Raw genomic sequence first — 16,064 nt, forward strand, 5'->3', positions numbered from 1 at the left:
TAGAGGGTTTATAAATGGATCACATTTTGAACAGTAAATAGTAAAAATTGACCGTTGGCCACTTTTTTGAAAATAACCGACATCTTTTGATCTATCAAGGTAGACTGTTCGTAACGAAATTCAAGCTTGTTTTTGCATGGACTCAATAATGAATGTAAGGCCTTTAAAACCATTGAATATCGCAGTTATCGGTTCTGGTATCTCCGGATTATCCGCCGCCTGGCTTTTAAGTAAACGCCATAACGTTTCACTTTTTGAAAAAGATGATCGCCTTGGCGGCCACTCAAATACCGTTGAGATCGACACTCCCGAAGGCAACGTTCCGGTGGATACAGGGTTTATTGTATTCAACCCCGTTAACTATCCCAATCTGGTCGAGTTCTTCAAATATCTCGAAGTAGACACTACCGATACCAATATGACCTTCGGCGTCTCACTAGAGAAAGGCAAAGTGGAGTATAGTGGCTCTGGCTTGGGCGGCTTTTTTGCACAGCGCCGCAACCTCCTCTCTTTTAAACATTGGGGTCTACTTCGTGAGATCTTAGCTTTTTACAAAGATTCTGATCGACTCCATAACGACCCTAGTCTGGCCGAATTAACGCTTGGACAGCTTTTGGAGCGCGAGGGTTACAGTCAAACCTTCATTAATGAGCACCTTCTGCCCATGAGCGCTGCAATCTGGTCAACGCCCATGGATAAGATACTGGACTACCCTGCAGAGACCTTTATGCGTTTCTGCATGAACCATGGTCTCGTTCAAGTGAAGGACCGCCCACAGTGGCGTACAGTGATAGGTGGTAGTCGCCAATACGTTAATAAAATCGCTGAGCAACTGGGTGATGGCGTCATCTTGAATGCTCGCGTACACCGTGTCGAACGCGATGCTGACGGAGTTACTCTGATCGATCACCACGGACAGAAGCGTCGCTTCGACCAGGTGGTATTTGCATGTCATGCTGATCAGACCCTTGAGATGCTGTCTGACGCAACACCGGAAGAGCAGCGACTTCTGAGCGCCTTTCCTTACCAACGCAATCGTGCGCTGTTACACACTGACACTAACCAGATGCCAGTCCGTAAAGGTGCTTGGTCAGCTTGGAACTATCTGGCCTCAAGCGATCAAGGCGAAGGTGAGCTTGCAGTGACCTATTGGATGAACGCACTGCAGCCTCTGCAAACCAAACAAGATGTGTTTGTCACACTCAATCCTATCGAAGAACCTAAAGCCGATAAGATTCTTGGCAGTTTCCTATACGACCACCCTGCGTTTGATCAACGTTCCATTGAGGCACAGAAGGAGATTTGGGCCATTCAAGGTCAACAACGCAGTTGGTTCTGCGGTGCTTGGATGGGCTATGGTTTCCACGAAGATGGTATCCAATCAGGCCTCGCAGTTGCGGAACAGCTCGGAGGCGCTTTGCGACCTTGGACCGTCGACAACCCCAATGGACGTATTCATGTTCAAGAGCCCGTTAGAACAACGCAAACATCCGAGAGCGCAGCCTAATGTTTAGCTCCGCGCTCTATGAAGGCAAGGTGATGCATCACCGCTTCAAGCCTAAGCGTCACCGTTTCATCTACTCAGTTGCCTCAATGTTGATTGACCTTGATGAGCTAGATAGCCTCGACGCTAATCTGACTCTGTTCTCAAAAGAGCGTTGGAATCTATTTAGCTTTAAAAACCGTGATCATGGCGAAGGGAGCGACCGAGACCTCGCTGAACAGGTGAGAGAGCAGCTGCTGCAATACGAGCTGTCTGAGTATGGTCACAGTATCAAATTACTCTGCTACCCCAGAATGTTTGGGTACGTCTTTAATCCACTCAGTGTCTTCTACTGTTACGACTGTGACGGCAACCTTGGTGTCATTCTTTACGAAGTAAACAACACCTTCGGTGAACGACACAGCTACCTGATCCCAACCAACAGTAAGAGTGATCAGATTCGTCAAAGCAGTGAAAAGAGCTTTTACGTCTCTCCATTTATGCCTATGAAGGCGCCCTATCAGTTTCGCATGCTGGCACCCCATCAGCGAGTCTCTGTCTGCATTCGACAGTCCGACTCAGAAGGGTCCCTTCTGCACGCCACCTTTACTGGTAAACGAACTGAGCTGACGAACAGAACACTGCTAAAAGTCCTGTTTAAATACCCTTTGATGACCTTCAAAGTGATTGCTGGCATTCATTGGGAAGCGCTCCAACTCTGGCTTAAACGCGTACCACTTCAAAAACGAGTCAAAGGTACGACTCATCAAGTGGTTTTAATCGATAATAAAACGAGGGTTTCTGATGCGTCCTTCTGAATACACTACGACCCTTTCCAACCAGCAGCTGTCGTCTCTCGGTTGGTTCAACCGTCGCGCATTGAATCTGTTGCACAAAACACTCGATGGACAGATTAAAGGGCGACTGACTCTTGAGCTACCCAACGGCATGATTCATGACTTTGGCCAGCAGACAGATAATGAACATCACGCCATCATTAAGATTAATAGCTTTAAATCCTTGCGTCGTCTTGTCCGAGGTGGATCTATCGGCTTTGCAGAGAGCTTTATGGATGGCGAGTGGCAAACACCCGATGAGGTCAGCGTTATTCGCTGGGCTCTAGCCAACGAAAACTTAGTGAATGACATCCTAAAGGGCCACCCCCTTCTGCGTTTATTCAATCGTTTAAGCCACTTAGGCCGTGCGAATACGAAAAAGGGCAGCCGCAAAAATATTGCTTACCACTACGACCTAGGCAACGACTTCTATGCTCAGTGGTTAGACCCAAGCTTCACCTACTCCTCAGCTCTGTTTGAGAGTGATGAGACACTGGAAGAGGCACAACTCAACAAGTACCGAACCATTTGCCAGATGTTAGATCTTAAGGCCGGTGAGCATGTGCTTGAGATCGGATGTGGCTGGGGTGGTTTTGCTGAGGTAGCGACCAAAGAGTTTGGCGCCAAGGTAACAGGAATCACTCTATCAAAAGAGCAGCTCGCATTTGCCAAAGATCGAATGAGTCGCTTAGGTTTAAACAATCAGGCGGACCTACAGCTTATCGATTACCGTGACATCCAAGGTGAATACGATCACATTGTCTCAATAGAGATGTTTGAAGCGGTCGGCGAAGAGCACTGGCCAACCTACTTCGAGACACTCAAAAAGCGTCTTAAAAAAGGGGGAAGCGCGGTCCTGCAGATTATTAGCATTGCCGATGATCGTTTTGAACAGTACCGCAGCTCTGCCGACTTCATTCAGCGCTACATTTTCCCTGGCGGCATGCTGCCAAGCCCTACCGCGCTAGAGGGAGAAATCTTGTTAGCGGATCTAAAACTCTGTGAACAGAAGTTGTTTGGTTTGGATTATGCCAAGACCCTAGAGATTTGGCGCCGAAACTTCTTAAACGCTTGGCCAAGCATCAAGGCGACCGAAGCGTTCGATGAGCGCTTTAGACGCATGTGGGTTTACTATCTAGCTTACTGTGAGGGTGGGTTTAGAGAGGGTTCGATTGATGTCGGACTCTACAAAGTACAGCACTAAGCTATCGAAGAGCCAGATAGGATTTTATGCCCTTCCGGCTCTTCCGCTCTCACTTCCAACTCTAGCGCTCTATATCAACCTACCCACTTGGTACCACGAACAGTGGGGCTTATCGCTTGGTCTGATTGCACTGATTCTGTTTTTTGCAAGAGTGTCAGACCTCCTCGTAGATCCCTTTATAGGGAGGTTGAACGACCGACTATCAGACACAACTCAAAGATCGGTCATCATCGCAGGTGGGTTGATTTGTATCCCGTCTGCACTGCTGCTGATTTACCCAGCTGAATCCTATACTGCCATCTCGCTGAGTCTGGGATTAATCGGTCTCTTTTTTGGCTGGACGCTGATTCAAATCCCCTACCTAAGCTGGCTAGTACGTCTAAGCAGCGATGCACAAGAGCGCATAACGATCGCTTCGTTTAGGGAGTTTTTGGGGTTGATAGGCCTTCTGCTCTCCGCGCTCATACCTGCACTGATGGTCTATCTTGGTTACTCAAGCACCGAAGCACTCAGAGCCATTGTTTGGATTGCACTGCTACTGGGGTCCATCACACTGAAACTATTGATGGCTAAGGTTCGTTTAAAACCTTTAAATAGAAAAGAGGACTCTCAAACAGATTCAGCCTCCACATGGCGACCGATTCAACGAAATCGCTTAGCAAAGAGACTGGCAATCTCTTGGTTTTTTAATGGTTTAGCGAATGGCGTTCCTGCGACGCTGTTTCCGCTCTACATCACAATGGTTCTTTTATTACCAGAGAGTGACCGAACACTCTACATTGCGATCTACTTTCTCTCTTGCATCCTCTCAATCCCAGTATGGATTAAGCTGACGCGAACCCTAGACCGAATCGATCTTTGGCGAACGGGTATGTTGATTAGTGCCGTCGTATTTGTACCCGCCAGTATGCTGGGTAGTGACACTGCTTGGTTATTCATTCCTATCTGTCTATTAACCGGTGCGATGTTGGGCGCTGATCTGGCGATACCCCATGCGATTCAGGCTGACGTCGCTGATTACCATCAGTGGCGATTTGGACAATCCCAAACGAATTTGCTCTTTGCATTGTGGAACATGATCACAAAACTGGCACTGGCACTTTCAGCCACCCTCGCCTTTGGTCTGCTTGAACTGTTTGGCCAAACACCCTTAGTTTTGGCATTGATCTACGCACTTATCCCCAGCGTACTTAAAATCATAGCCGTGTTGGTCGTAAGAGATTTTAGGTTAAGCGCCAGCACACACAAAAAAATCAAACAGCGTTTAGCTCAGGAGACCATCCGTTGAAAAAAGCGATAGCAGTTTTACTGATGGTTATGTTGAGTGGGTGTTCACAGATGCAGATCGATCAAATCAGTCAATCGCAGCCAGCATTGAAGATTGAGGAGTACTTCAATGGCAAGGTCTATGCTTGGGGTATCTTCGAAGATCGTTTTGGCACCATCAGACGTCAATTTCAAGTTGAGATTGATGGTAACTGGGATGGCCAAACGCTCACCTTAGATGAACAGTTTCTCTATGATGATGGCGAGCGCGACCAGCGCATTTGGGAGATCACATCATCCAACCCAGGTCGTTATGAAGGCCGCGCAGATGACGTTATTGGTTCAGCAACCGGAACCAGCCAGGGCAATGCATTGAACTGGCAGTATGACATCGATTTAAAAGTGGGCGATGGCAGCTGGCGTGTCACCTTCGATGATTGGATGTTGCTGCAACAAGGCGGAGTACTGATCAACAGAGCCTATGTCAAAAAGTGGGGGTTCACGATTGGTACCGTCACCCTAAGCTTTATGCGCGGTGATGCTATGAAGGAAGCGCCATTTTCGCTTTGATCGAGCGCAGAATTCGTCCTAGAAGGGGTAGTTTCATGTACAAGGGTGCACTATCCCAATAGTCTAAATGTTCAGTAATCAATCCGCTCTCATTAATAGAGAGACGACTGACCCCCTCTGTTGTAAACACCCCCAATACAGGCAACTTTGCACGGAACTCCCACCGAACATAAGCCGCCTCTGGCTGTTCACACCATTCAAAGACGGTAAATGATGGATCCTCTGAGCGTTCAAACATATCGGTCAGAATTTCACACATCTTCGAAAAGCCACGAACGTCATTAAACGGATCGGCGAATCGAACATCTGGAGTCACCAGTGATTCAAACTGAGTGACACTGTCCGGTGTTAAGTTCTCAAAAAGCTCAACGTATTGTTTTACCGATGTTTGATTCATCGTTTAGTGACTCGTTTTACCAGAGGGAAATAGAGTTTGTAGGGCAAGTGCCGCAACAAGGCAAGTGTAGCAGCAAAGAGTTTAGGAAAGCGGATCTCAAAACTACGCCCTTTCAGCCCTTTCACAATCTCCGCAGCGGCTTGCTCAGGCGATATCAACGCGGGCATTTGAAATTGATTCTTGTCTGTGAGAGGTGTCTTAACAAAGCCCGGATTGATCAACCGTATATCGACCTTTGAATCCTCTAGCTCAACTCTCAGGGACTCGCACAAATTGATCAGCGCAGCTTTAGAAGCACCGTAGGATGATGCATAAGGGAGTCCTCGGTAGCCTGCTAGAGAGGAGATGACACCAATTTGCCCACCTGATTTAAGATAGGTAGGAAGTATCGCCTCCAGCAGGTAGACCGCCCCGAAATAGTTCACCTGCATTAGCGATTCACAGTTATCTGCATTAAATTCAGTGGCTGGCATCTCTTGGTGCGTACCCGAGCTGATGATGACTTTATCGGGCATGCACTCTTGGCAAATCTCGGCCCAAGCGTTAATACAGGAATCGCGATCTGTCACATCCAGAGGCATATATTGGCAGCCGATAGACTCGGCAAAGGTTATTAAGCGCTCTTCGTTTCGAGCACTGATTAGGACTTGATAGCCCTCATCCAGGTAAGCCTTAGCGAGCGCAGCGCCAATTCCGGTACTGCCTCCAATTATCCAAATTCGACTAGCCACGCTACTCCCTATTCTGAGCCAGAGAGGTCTCTTTAATCAGCTGACCTCCGTTCCATATCACCTGAATATCAGACCCATCCTTGGCTTTAAACTCAAGTGCTCGCCATCGCCCATCGCGATCGTACCAACTGACCGTTCTATCCAGATCACCGCCAAGGCGATAGCCATCCAATTGTACGGTTTCACCTCGGGCATCTAAGAGCGCAGAGCCCACAGACTCTGGTGAAATCTCATCCATATTACCGGTGATACTATTTAATACCTGCCGCTGATCAAGAATCTGCCGATACCAGTGATGGGTCGTCATTAACTCCGCTGGGTAGGCATGCACTCGCCCTTTTTTATCCACTGTCTCTAAAACATCGGATTTTTGGACGGCCGTGACCGATGACTCTTTTTTGTTGCTAACCGTTTTCACGTTGAGCTGCATGAGTCGATCATTTTGCCAAACCTCATTAGCCTGATATCGGTACTCATAGTTGAAAAAGCCAAAGACTTTCGCCGTTAACTCCATCTCGATCTCAGCGGCGACACGATCGTGGGTGACATCACTGAAACGAAGTGTGTAATGACCGACCGGCTCACCTTTGCGATAGACATCGTAAGTGATGACTTCTGGGTAGAGCTTGGCCTGACCAACCAATTGAGAGGCATTCAGGATAGGCGCTAAAAAAAGCCCCATCACAAAAACAGACTGTCTAATTATTAACATCATAGTCTGGATTACGACACCGAGAGAAAAGTGGTTCTCAGCCGGCAAGAAATTGGGTAGTCTTAGACTAAAGAATTAGTATAAAACGACTTGGAGATAATCGATGCGTTTCAAGAACAATCTGTTCATCGCTTCACTTGTTCTAACCGCTCCGCTGGCTTTTGCTGGTCCTAAGGTAGTGATGCAGACCAGCATGGGAGAGATCAAATTTGAACTCAACGATGAGAAAGCCCCCATCTCTACCGAAAACTTTCTGAACTATGTCGACAAAGATCATTATGAGGGTTTGGTTTTTCACCGAGTCATTCCAGGCTTCATGATTCAAGGCGGTGGTATGGATGCCGAGATGCGTGAGAGAAACACGGGCAGCCCGATTAAGAATGAGTCGATGAATGGGCTGAGCAATGTTCGAGGTTCCATTGCCATGGCCCGAACCCAAGCACCTGATAGCGCCACAGCGCAGTTCTATATCAACACAGTTGATAACTTAGGTCTTGATGGACGAACCAATCGCCCTGGATATGCGGTGTTCGGCAAAGTCATAGAAGGGATGGAGGTCGTCGATAAGATTTCCGCGGTACAAACCGGCAATGTCAGTTACTACCGGAATGTACCAAGAGAGCCGATCACAATTTTGAGCCTAGAACGTATCGATTAGCGCGATAGGTTCACTTGGTTCAGCCTGCGCGCATTGGCAACGACCGTCACTGACGACAGTGCCATCGCTGCGCCGGCGATCATCGGATTGAGTAAAAGACCAAACACGGGATATAGAATACCCGCAGCAACAGGAATCGCCGCGACATTGTAGAAAAATGCGCCGAACAAATTCTGTTTGATATTGTTGACCGTTAATCGCGACAACTGAATCGCATCCGCTACCGCATGCAAAGAGTTCTGCATCAGTGCTACATCAGCAGAAGCTAACGCCACATCAGTACCACCACCCATTGCATAACCAACATCCGCTTGCGCCAGCGCTGGGGCGTCATTAATACCATCCCCAACCATAGCAACCACCTCACCCTCGGCCTGAAGTTGGGCGATTGTCTGCAGTTTTTGCTCAGGCTGAACACCGGCAATGACTTCACTAATGCCTGCTTGTTTGGCGATCGCTTCAGCCGCCACTGAGTGATCGCCCGACAGTAGTACTAATCGAAGACCCATCACTTTGAAACGCTCGACGGCAGATTGACTATCATCACGAAGGGCATCATTCAAAGCAAACAGGGCTAAGACTCGGCTGCTATTAAACAACCAGACCAATGAGGCGCCCTCTTCACTCCACGCTTCTGCATCACAGACAAAATCGGATGAATCGATATCAAAGGTTTCCATCCATTGCCCGCTACCCAAACGATAGGTTTCATCGTCAATGACCGCTTCCACACCAGAACCAGAGATCGATCTGAATTGATCAACCTCGCAAGCGCCTCCCTCGAGTGAATGACTTAAGGCTTTAGAGAGTGGATGCTCAGAGTGTGAAGCAAGCGTTTTGGCGATTGCTGCATACTCAGGTGCAGCATGCTGATGAGTCAGTGAGGGTTTGCCTTGAGTCAATGTGCCGGTCTTATCCATGACGACACAGGTCAGGTCTTGTGATCGCTGCAGGGCATCGCCCTCTCGAATAAGCACACCCATTTTAGCAGCACGACCCACACCCACCATCACTGCCATTGGGGTCGCCAGACCCAACGCACAAGGGCAGGCCACAATTAATACGGTCATGCTGGCTAGAGTGGCATAAGACCAAGTCGGTTCTGGACCAACAAACCACCAGAGTGCAAACACAAGCAGTGCAATAAGAATGACGACGGGTACAAAGATAGAGGCTATTTTATCCGCCAACTTACCCAGTGCAGGTTTGCTGTTTTGTGCCTCTCTGACAGACGATAGGATTTGAGCGAGGCGAGTCTTCTGCCCTACTTCGGTCACACGAACCAGTAAAACGCCCTCACCATTGAGCGTGCCTCCGGTCACTTGGTCATCTAACTGACGTTGAACTGGAACAGACTCACCGGTCAGCATCGATTCGTCAACATAGCTACTGCCTTCAACCACTAGGGCATCAACCGGTATCGTCTGTCCTGGTAGGACTCGGACCAGATCACCAGGCAGCAGGAGTTGAATAGAGACCTCTTTGGCTTCACCTTCAATCACTTTTAGCGCTGTTTTCGGTTGTAAATTCATTAGGTGACGCAAGGCTTCTGCGGTCTGATTTCGCCCCTTAGCCTCTAAGGCTTGACCCAGCAGGATGAAGCCAATAATCATAACTGAGGCTTCAAAGTAGAGGTGTCTGGCTTGCGTGGGGATCGACTCTGGAATCCATTGAATGAACATCAGCAGAAGTGCTGAATAGAGCCAGGCTACCCCGGTGCCCAAGGCAATCAGTGTATCCATATTAAAATCGAGACGTTTAAAACTCTGAAGCGCCCCTCGGAAAATATGGCCACCTGAGTGGAACATCACCATCGCGGAGAGTGTAGCCGTGATTAGGCCATTCACCAGACCCTCTGAACTCTCCACCGGCGGCATGAGGCCTGCCAACATCTGAACCATCAAAAATGCACCCAGGCCAATCGCAACCCAGGCATGAGTGAAGGTCTGTTTTAGCTCTTGTTGATTCTGTTGATCACGAGCCGCAAGATCCTCTTCATTCTCTATAAGAGCGGCACCGTAGCCAGCATTGATGATCAGTTGTTCAACCTCAGTGGTTGGAAGATTCGACTCAACAGTAGCTGTTCGATCGGCGAAGTTGATCGCAAAATCAGAGATATCATCAGAAGCATTCAAGGCCTTTTCGATTGATCGAACACAGCCGGCACAACTGACTTTTGACAAAGCATATTGATGGATCGTCATGACACACTCCTATCGCTGTATAGCGGCGTAATCACCCTGCAGTTCAAACACTGTCTGCTCATTACCCACGGCGACGCTGATTGGTAGCCGCGCACGCTGTTTCTCTTGAAAACGCTGCCAGAACTGCTCAACGACAGCGTCATCTGGCAGTGTCGCAACCGCTTTCAGGCGATCGGTGACAGGGGCTAAATAGCGCTGTTCGCTTTTGGCAATCATAACATCGGCATCAATGCCACGCTCTCTGAGCCATAAGGTCAGCAGACACCAACCGCTCAGTGTCGCGATGGAGGCTATGGAACCCGCAAAGCCCGTTCCCTTATCGTTCAGATTCGGTTCTAGCGGTGCACTAAGTTGAAGTTGATTGCCAGTGTAATCGATCTCATCAATCTGCATAGCAGCCGTTAATGGAATGGCCTGATGCAGCCAACTAAGAAACGCCTGATCACTCACCCGTCCACTCCGCAACATATAGGGACTGATCCATTTCTGGAGCTTGGCGATCTCGCATTGGTTGACCTAAATAGATGAAGCCGACGATCTCTTCATTGTCATTAAGACCCAATCCCTTCTGCACATTCGCATCAAACATCAGATCACCCGAACGCCACATAGCTCCGACACCTTGTGCGTAAGCTGCCTGAACCACAGCTTGCGCGGCACAGGCGGCTGTCATTACCTGCTCAATCTCAGGCACTTTAGGGTGCTGTTGTATCACCGCAATCGCGACCACGATCATCGGTGCTCGAAGAGGCATATTCAGTAGGCGATTTCGTTGCGCCTCTTCAATATCAGGATTCTTAACTAAGGATGCATCAAGGTAGAGCTGGCCTAAACGATCAAGCGCAGATCCTTGAATGGTTAGGAAGCGGTAAGGTCGAAGCAGACCGTGATCGGGCGCTCGCGATGCGGCCTGAAACATCAGCTCCAGCTGCTTTGCTGTAGGCGCAGGCGCTTCCAACATGCCACAAGAGGTACGCTGGGTTAACAGTTCAATCGCATCCATCACAGGGCTCCTTATTGTCGGCTTAATCGTGGATTTTTTGGCAAAGTATCGAGCGTACTACGGTAAGGGTTGATATCCAGACCGCCTCGGCGCACGTAACGCGCATAAACCGTCAACTCTTCGGGCTGACAACGCTCTAAAATATCCATAAAGATCGTCTCTACACACTGCTCATGGAAATCGCCGTGTTCACGGTAGGAGATCAGATAGCCTAGCAGACCCTCCTCATCTATTTTCGGTCCACTATAACTGATTTGAACGCTCGCCCAATCGGGCTGACCTGTCACTGGACAGTTGGATTTAAGCAGGTGAGAAATCAGTGTCTCGGTGACGTTTTCACCTTGACTTGATAGTAGCTCAGGAGCTGGTTCGTAGTGAGCCACCGTGATATCAAGATCATCAATGCAACGACCGTCAAAGGATTCAATCTGCACCGCATCTTGAGGAGAGGTCAACGTCACCCGAACCTGACCGCCCGCCGCGTCTGATAGATCTTTAGCCATCTGAGCAGCCACCTCATCAGCAGAGTCAAAGCGACTCAGATTGTAGGAGTTTAGGTAGAGCTTAAATGACTTAGACTCGACGATATGCGTCGACGTTGCTGGGATATGAAACTGAGCCAGTGCAACAATCGGTTTGCCCTTAGCGTTCAACCAACTGATCTCATAACTGTTCCAGATATCTTCCCCAAAAAAGGGCAAGGTGGAGCGATCAACGCCGCGCGCTTGCCAATTGATATCTCGCTCTATGGGGTAAAGCAGTGAGGGATCGTACTGATTGGCGTAGACCGTCTCTTTACCTAGGGGTGAGTGGAGGACCTTTTCTGGTTCGTTCATTAGCTTCGAATCCCCTTACCTGTGTTTAGAAGGTGCAGCGCAAAGCCACCTAACACTGCAATAAACAGAATGATCATGCCAAACGCAAAGGTGACGTCAATATCACTAACGCCCAAGATTCCATAACGGAATGTATTCACCATGTAGAGAATGGGGTTGAGCTGAGAGACCCCCTGCCAAAACTCAGGCAACAGTGAGATTGAGTAAAACACGCCACCTAAATAGGTTAGAGGCGTCAGAATAAAGGTTGGCACCACCGCAATATCATCGAACGAAATCGCGTAGATCGCATTGATGAAGCCACCCAATGAGAAGACGACAGCAGTCAAAAACAGAATGCTGAGCGTTACAAAGGGGTGCGCTAACGTCAGATCAGTGAAGAACAGCGACAATAGAGTGACGATGAATCCAACGGCTAAACCACGAGCAACACCACCGATGACGTAACCGGCCAAAATCACCCAGTTAGGCACCGGTGCGACGAGCAGCTCTTCAATGTGACGTTGAAATTTAGTACCGAAAAATGACGAGACGACGTTTCCGTAAGAGTTGGTAATCACCGACATCATAATCAGACCCGGCACGATGAACTGCATGTAGTCGAATCCATCCATCTCACCGATCCGAGAGCCAACCAGATTCCCGAAGATAATAAAGTAGAGCGTCATGGTGATCGCAGGCGGAATCAGTGTCTGAACCCAAATTCGAGTAAAGCGTCGAACCTCTTTCACTACGATTGTTGAGAAGGCAACCCAAAGAAGATTTCCGTTCATTATTTAGCCCCCTTGTGTTCAACCAGTTCGACAAACAACTCTTCAAGACGGTTGGCTTTATTACGCATACTAAGCACGGCGATGTTTTGCGCTGTTAACTGCGCGAATACGCTGTTGAGACCATGCCCCTTAGGCAGATCGACTTCCAGGGTATGCTCATCGACTAAACGCGCTTCCAAGCCATCGAGATCGGGGAGACTCTTAAGATCTCGATCAAGATCTAGAATAAAGGTCTCGTTATTCAGTTTAGCCAACAACGATTTCATTGAACTATTTTGAATAATTTCACCCTGATCGATGATCGCGATATTGCGACAGAGTGACTCAGCCTCTTCAAGGTAGTGAGTCGTCAGGATGATCGTCGTGCCCTCTTCGTTGATCTTGGTAAGAAACTCCCACATCGATCGACGTAGCTCAATATCCACGCCTGCAGTCGGCTCATCCAGAATCAGCAATTTAGGGTTATGAACCAACGCACGAGCAATCATCAGACGACGTTTCATACCACCTGAGAGTTGGCGTGCTCGATTGTCACGTTTATCCCATAAACCCAAGGCTTTTAGGTAGTGCTCTGCACGCTCTTTGGCGATAGAAGAGGGGATCCCGTAGTAACCCGCTTGAGTCACAACGATGTCTTCAACTTTCTCAAAGAAGTTGAAGTTAAACTCCTGAGGGACAATGCCCATGCAGAGCTTTGCTTGGGTCAGGTCAGAATCAATATTGTGGCCAAAGACTGACACACTACCATCCGTTTTATTGACCAAGGATGTGACGATACCCAAGGTGGTCGATTTACCCGCCCCATTGGGACCTAGCAGAGCGAAAAAATCGCCCTGCTTTACATCCAGATCGATCCCTTTAAGCGCTTTAAAGCCATTCCCGTAGGTTTTTTCCAACCCACGAATTTGAAGAGCAAGTTCCATTCAGTGCTAACCTTTGAGAAAATTAACTCAGTAACGTATTCATAGTTAAACGCAAATTATACAGACAAACAGGGACTATCCGTTGACCGATTTTCATCAATTTCATCTAAATCTACTGAAGCTTGGCTATAACAACCTTATAAAGCAGCCACCTTTCAACAGTGACGAAACCTTAACAACGGAGTCCGATGAGCTGCTTGCGCTGTTTGAACAGACAATCGCTGCCTACGAAGAGCACTCAGCGGACGCGTTTGAACTGGGCCAGACCCTAATGACGCGAATCGTGGGAGCATTCCCACAACACCTACCCCTGCTATCTCGCGATTTACTCTGGCTATTTGGCGGTGATTGTATTCACTATCTGGGCGATGAGGAGATTGCACAGTACCAAGCACTCGACGAAGCACGATTCGAGCAAGAGTCACAAGATGCAACAATCGACTATCTTCAGCTACGAAATATGATGATTACGCCGTTAGACGATAAGAGACATTAAGAAGAGGAGATTGGAGCGGGAAACGAGGCTCGAACTCGCGACCTCAACCTTGGCAAGGTTGCGCTCTACCAACTGAGCTATTCCCGCAAAAATGGCGTCCCATAGGGGGTTCGAACCCCTGTTACCGCCGTGAAAGGGCGGTGTCCTAGGCCACTAGACGAATGGGACGTCGTAGACAATACATTGGAGCGGGAAACGAGGCTCGAACTCGCGACCTCAACCTTGGCAAGGTTGCGCTCTACCAACTGAGCTATTCCCGCGGATGGCGTCCCATAGGGGGTTCGAACCCCTGTTACCGCCGTGAAAGGGCGGTGTCCTAGGCCACTAGACGAATGGGACAACACTTAATGTATTGCGTTCCTCTGTGAGGAGGCGCAAATAATACGGAGCACCCTATTAGCCGTCAACCCCTCATTTCGAAAAAATTACAATTTTCCTCGAATATTTGAGTCAACTGATTAAATTCTAGGCACCCTCCCCGTTAAAACCTCTAACCTGTCAAACGGTTGGCACGATAATCGGCAATCGCCTGCTCTATCTCATCCGTTGTATTCATGACAAACGGACCATACTGTGCAATTGGCTCACCGATCGCTTCACCCGCAATCAACATCAGTCTCGCCCCCTCTGCACCCGCTGTCAGTTGAATCGCATCACCGTCGGACAACTCGGCTGCCTCATGGATCTCTAGCTTATCATCAGCAAGATAACCCGTCCCTTCGAATAGATAGACAAAACCTGACAGGTTCTCAGCGACAGGCAGTTCAAGCTCGGCATTCGGTGATAAACGAACCTCCATAAAAATGGGCTGACGACTGATCCCTGACACTGGCCCAGTGTAGTGCTGACCATCAAACTCAAACGAACCCGCCACCAATCGAATGAAGGCATTAGGTAGTTGAATCTCGGTGATCTCCTCGGGTTCAATATTTTGATAAGCCGCCGGCTTCATCTTCTCGCTTGCAGGTAGATTGACCCATAACTGGAATCCGCGCATTAAGCCGTTCTCTTGCTGAGGCATCTCTTCATGAATCACACCGCGCCCCGCTGTCATCCACTGCACACTCCCTGGACGCAGGATCCCCTCATTACCCATATGGTCACGATGTTTCATTAAGCCATCGAGCATGTAGGTGACTGTCTCAAAACCACGGTGCGGATGGGCAGGAAAACCGGCAATGTAGTCATCAGGATCGTCTGACGAGAAGCAATCCAACATCAGAAATGGATCGATGCGTGCGAATTGGCTTTTGCCTACACTGCGACGAATCCGAACCCCAGCACCATCCATACTGTCGACGCCGGGCACTCGACGCTTAATCACTCGGTTCATAACGATTCTCCTTTTTATTGTCGTTTCAGCCGTTTACACAAACGCTGCTCGAGCCTGTTCTAGTGACTGATCTCGATGCGTATCCATCGCGAGCCCTTCAGCCAAAACAAGACGAGTATCTTTAAGCCCAATAAAGCCTAGGAACTGTTTTACAAAATCAACCTGGAAATCCTGACCCTGCTCTGCGTAAAGACCACCACGAGTTGCAACTAGGTATACGGGTTTATCTTCGATTAGACCTACTGGGCCTTGTTCTGTGTAATGGAACGTCACCCCAGCACGAGCCAGGTGATCAAACCAGGATTTAAGCTGACTTGGAATATTGAAATTGTACATTGGCAAACCGATAACAATCGTATCAGCCGATTTAACTTCAGCAAGCAGTGCGTCAGCAAACTCAACGATAGCACTCTGTTCAGCGTCACGCTCTTCAGCCGGACTATTCAATGCTGTTACTCGGTAAGCATCCAAATGAGGTACAGGATCACTAGCTAGATCACGCTCGATGACCACGCCATCACTGTTTTCATCCAGCCATTTATCAACAAAGCTTTTCGCCAGTTGCGCTGACTGACCATTGTCACCAAATAGAGAGGTTTTAATATGAAGTAGAGTCGCCATTTCAATATCCTTTTAAAA

Annotated in this window: 18 protein-coding genes and 4 tRNA genes; 7 read left to right on the forward strand and 15 right to left on the reverse strand. The window is 48.5% G+C overall.

The window, feature by feature from the left end; translation table 11 throughout:
* Positions 1-148 precede the first annotated feature (148 nt).
* The 5 genes from XMG48_RS07145 to XMG48_RS07165 are packed head-to-tail and all read left to right on the forward strand — an operon-like array spanning position 149 to position 5,359.
* On the forward strand, positions 149-1,507 hold the full coding sequence (locus tag XMG48_RS07145) for an NAD(P)/FAD-dependent oxidoreductase (protein ID WP_173481379.1): 1,359 nt from the start codon (positions 149-151) through the stop codon (positions 1,505-1,507).
* On the forward strand, positions 1,507-2,301 hold the full coding sequence (locus tag XMG48_RS07150) for a DUF1365 domain-containing protein (RefSeq protein ID WP_173481380.1): 795 nt from the start codon (positions 1,507-1,509) through the stop codon (positions 2,299-2,301). Before XMG48_RS07145 ends, XMG48_RS07150 begins: the two co-directional genes overlap by 1 nt.
* The gene (locus XMG48_RS07155; protein ID WP_173481381.1) at positions 2,288-3,523 is read left to right on the forward strand and encodes a cyclopropane-fatty-acyl-phospholipid synthase family protein; all 1,236 of its coding nucleotides are present in this window, start codon (positions 2,288-2,290) and stop codon (positions 3,521-3,523) included. The genes XMG48_RS07150 and XMG48_RS07155 overlap by 14 nt, the downstream gene beginning before the upstream one ends.
* A complete protein-coding gene (locus XMG48_RS07160) occupies positions 3,495-4,811 on the forward strand; it encodes an MFS transporter (protein WP_173481382.1) in 1,317 nt (438 codons plus the stop codon). Before XMG48_RS07155 ends, XMG48_RS07160 begins: the two co-directional genes overlap by 29 nt.
* Before the next feature lie 29 nt (positions 4,812-4,840).
* Positions 4,841-5,359, forward strand: a complete 519-nt coding sequence (locus XMG48_RS07165) for a DUF3833 domain-containing protein (protein WP_173481476.1) — start codon at positions 4,841-4,843, stop codon at positions 5,357-5,359.
* On the opposite strand, the gene XMG48_RS07170 is transcribed toward XMG48_RS07165, so the two are convergent.
* From XMG48_RS07170 to XMG48_RS07180, 3 genes are read right to left on the reverse strand one after another with little or no spacing between them, the layout of a single operon-like run.
* The gene (locus XMG48_RS07170) at positions 5,331-5,756 is read right to left on the reverse strand and encodes a nuclear transport factor 2 family protein (RefSeq protein WP_173481383.1); all 426 of its coding nucleotides are present in this window, start codon (positions 5,754-5,756) and stop codon (positions 5,331-5,333) included. The genes XMG48_RS07165 and XMG48_RS07170 overlap by 29 nt on opposite strands.
* Positions 5,753-6,487 carry an SDR family NAD(P)-dependent oxidoreductase gene (locus tag XMG48_RS07175; protein ID WP_173481384.1) on the reverse strand — a complete coding sequence of 245 codons (735 nt, stop codon included), beginning with the start codon at positions 6,485-6,487 and terminating at the stop codon, positions 5,753-5,755. The genes XMG48_RS07170 and XMG48_RS07175 overlap by 4 nt, the downstream gene beginning before the upstream one ends.
* A gap of 1 nt (position 6,488) precedes the next feature.
* On the reverse strand, positions 6,489-7,202 hold the full coding sequence (locus XMG48_RS07180; protein ID WP_173481385.1) for a DUF6134 family protein: 714 nt from the start codon (positions 7,200-7,202) through the stop codon (positions 6,489-6,491).
* Positions 7,203-7,302: 100 nt separating this feature from the next.
* Between XMG48_RS07180 and XMG48_RS07185 the strand changes: the two genes are divergently transcribed.
* A complete protein-coding gene (locus XMG48_RS07185; protein ID WP_173481386.1) occupies positions 7,303-7,857 on the forward strand; it encodes a peptidylprolyl isomerase in 555 nt (184 codons plus the stop codon).
* Here the strand turns inward: XMG48_RS07185 and XMG48_RS07190 are convergent.
* The 6 genes from XMG48_RS07190 to XMG48_RS07215 are packed head-to-tail and all read right to left on the reverse strand — an operon-like array spanning position 7,854 to position 13,596.
* Entirely contained in the window at positions 7,854-10,061 is a 2,208-nt protein-coding gene (locus XMG48_RS07190; RefSeq protein ID WP_173481387.1) for a heavy metal translocating P-type ATPase, read from the reverse strand. The two genes, XMG48_RS07185 and XMG48_RS07190, sit on opposite strands and share 4 nt — an antisense overlap.
* Before the next feature lie 9 nt (positions 10,062-10,070).
* On the reverse strand, positions 10,071-10,511 hold the full coding sequence (locus tag XMG48_RS07195) for a YiiD C-terminal domain-containing protein (RefSeq protein WP_173481388.1): 441 nt from the start codon (positions 10,509-10,511) through the stop codon (positions 10,071-10,073).
* Entirely contained in the window at positions 10,504-11,064 is a 561-nt protein-coding gene (locus tag XMG48_RS07200) for a nitroreductase family protein (protein ID WP_173481389.1), read from the reverse strand. The genes XMG48_RS07195 and XMG48_RS07200 overlap by 8 nt, the downstream gene beginning before the upstream one ends.
* Positions 11,065-11,075: 11 nt before the next feature.
* On the reverse strand, positions 11,076-11,900 hold the full coding sequence (gene queF, locus XMG48_RS07205; protein WP_173481390.1) for an NADPH-dependent 7-cyano-7-deazaguanine reductase QueF: 825 nt from the start codon (positions 11,898-11,900) through the stop codon (positions 11,076-11,078).
* Positions 11,900-12,673, reverse strand: a complete 774-nt coding sequence (locus tag XMG48_RS07210; RefSeq protein WP_173481391.1) for an ABC transporter permease — start codon at positions 12,671-12,673, stop codon at positions 11,900-11,902. The genes queF and XMG48_RS07210 overlap by 1 nt, the downstream gene beginning before the upstream one ends.
* A complete protein-coding gene (locus XMG48_RS07215) occupies positions 12,673-13,596 on the reverse strand; it encodes an ABC transporter ATP-binding protein (protein WP_173481392.1) in 924 nt (307 codons plus the stop codon). The genes XMG48_RS07210 and XMG48_RS07215 overlap by 1 nt, the downstream gene beginning before the upstream one ends.
* Positions 13,597-13,678: 82 nt before the next feature.
* On the opposite strand from XMG48_RS07215, the gene XMG48_RS07220 reads away from it, so the two are divergent.
* Positions 13,679-14,092: a PA2817 family protein gene (locus XMG48_RS07220; RefSeq protein WP_173481393.1), complete on the forward strand. Its 414-nt coding sequence runs from the start codon at positions 13,679-13,681 to the stop codon at positions 14,090-14,092.
* 11 nt (positions 14,093-14,103) lie between these two features.
* Here the strand turns inward: XMG48_RS07220 and XMG48_RS07225 are convergent.
* The 6 genes from XMG48_RS07225 to XMG48_RS07250 all read right to left on the reverse strand — a co-directional run bounded on the left by XMG48_RS07225 (position 14,104) and on the right by XMG48_RS07250 (position 16,046).
* A tRNA-Gly gene (locus XMG48_RS07225) sits at positions 14,104-14,179 on the reverse strand.
* A 5-nt stretch (positions 14,180-14,184) separates the two neighbouring features.
* Positions 14,185-14,260: transfer RNA gene (locus XMG48_RS07230), tRNA-Glu, on the reverse strand.
* Positions 14,261-14,276: 16 nt separating this feature from the next.
* Positions 14,277-14,352, reverse strand: a tRNA-Gly gene (locus tag XMG48_RS07235).
* Positions 14,353-14,355: 3 nt separating this feature from the next.
* Positions 14,356-14,431, reverse strand: a tRNA-Glu gene (locus XMG48_RS07240).
* A 151-nt stretch (positions 14,432-14,582) separates the two neighbouring features.
* A complete protein-coding gene (locus tag XMG48_RS07245) occupies positions 14,583-15,425 on the reverse strand; it encodes a pirin family protein (RefSeq protein ID WP_173481394.1) in 843 nt (280 codons plus the stop codon).
* A 33-nt stretch (positions 15,426-15,458) separates the two neighbouring features.
* A complete protein-coding gene (locus XMG48_RS07250) occupies positions 15,459-16,046 on the reverse strand; it encodes an FMN-dependent NADH-azoreductase (protein ID WP_173481395.1) in 588 nt (195 codons plus the stop codon).
* Between the last annotated feature and the right edge of the window lie 18 nt (positions 16,047-16,064).

Source organism: Marinobacterium sp. xm-g-48, from assembly GCF_013282925.1.
In the GTDB taxonomy this organism is placed as follows: Bacteria; Pseudomonadota; Gammaproteobacteria; order Pseudomonadales; family Balneatricaceae; genus Marinobacterium_E.